A 691-nucleotide genomic window follows, 5' to 3' on the forward strand; every position below is an offset into this window, starting at 1 on the left:
AAGCTATTTATTATAAGTTAAATGCTTTTATCATCTTTTTAGCGATTCGTTGACAAGCTTTAGTATCTTCATATATATATATATCTTTCATATGTTCTTTATATCTCTTTTTCATTTCGAAATAGTGTAATTCTTCTATTAAGTCCTTCTCATTTTCTACTATATCTCCTGGTAACAAACTCTTGTTTTCTTCTAACATTTCATCACTTACCAATGCAGACGGTCTGTAGTAAATCACTTTTTTATGCATTAACGCAAAATCAAAGCCAACACTGGAATAATCTGTTATGAGTAAGTCATTATCTTTTAATAAAGAACTCACACTATATTGACCTTCATATAAAACTTTTACGTACTTATCACAAAATAAATGTGAGAACTTTTGAAAATTTCGATGTAAATAAAAACTAACTTTAATGTTATTTTCAGTTACAAAGTTTACTAACATTTCATTTTGTAATAATTGATTGTATGTTTTAAAAAAATAAGTATTTTTAAATTGTTCATCTGTATACTGATCTATACCTTTACGCCAAGTTGGCATTATCAGAATATGATTTTTAGTTAATTTTGATATTTTTCTATCCATAATAATATTATCAAATCTTGGAAGTCCTGTAAGAATAGTATTTTGTTCTGTATAGTTATACTTTTCAATCACTTCATATTTTTCTCTTTCTGAAGATACTAC

At 25.5% G+C, this 691-nt stretch carries 1 protein-coding gene; it reads right to left on the reverse strand.

All coding sequences use genetic code 11. The features are described 5' to 3' along the window. Positions 1 to 10: 10 nt before the first annotated feature. The coding region (locus tag ACF91D_RS31160) for a CDP-glycerol glycerophosphotransferase family protein (RefSeq protein ID WP_392438610.1) at positions 11 to 691 on the reverse strand (681 nt) is incomplete at its 5' end.

This window comes from Staphylococcus sp. 231237_7MaSpsaltlick, assembly GCF_043107035.1.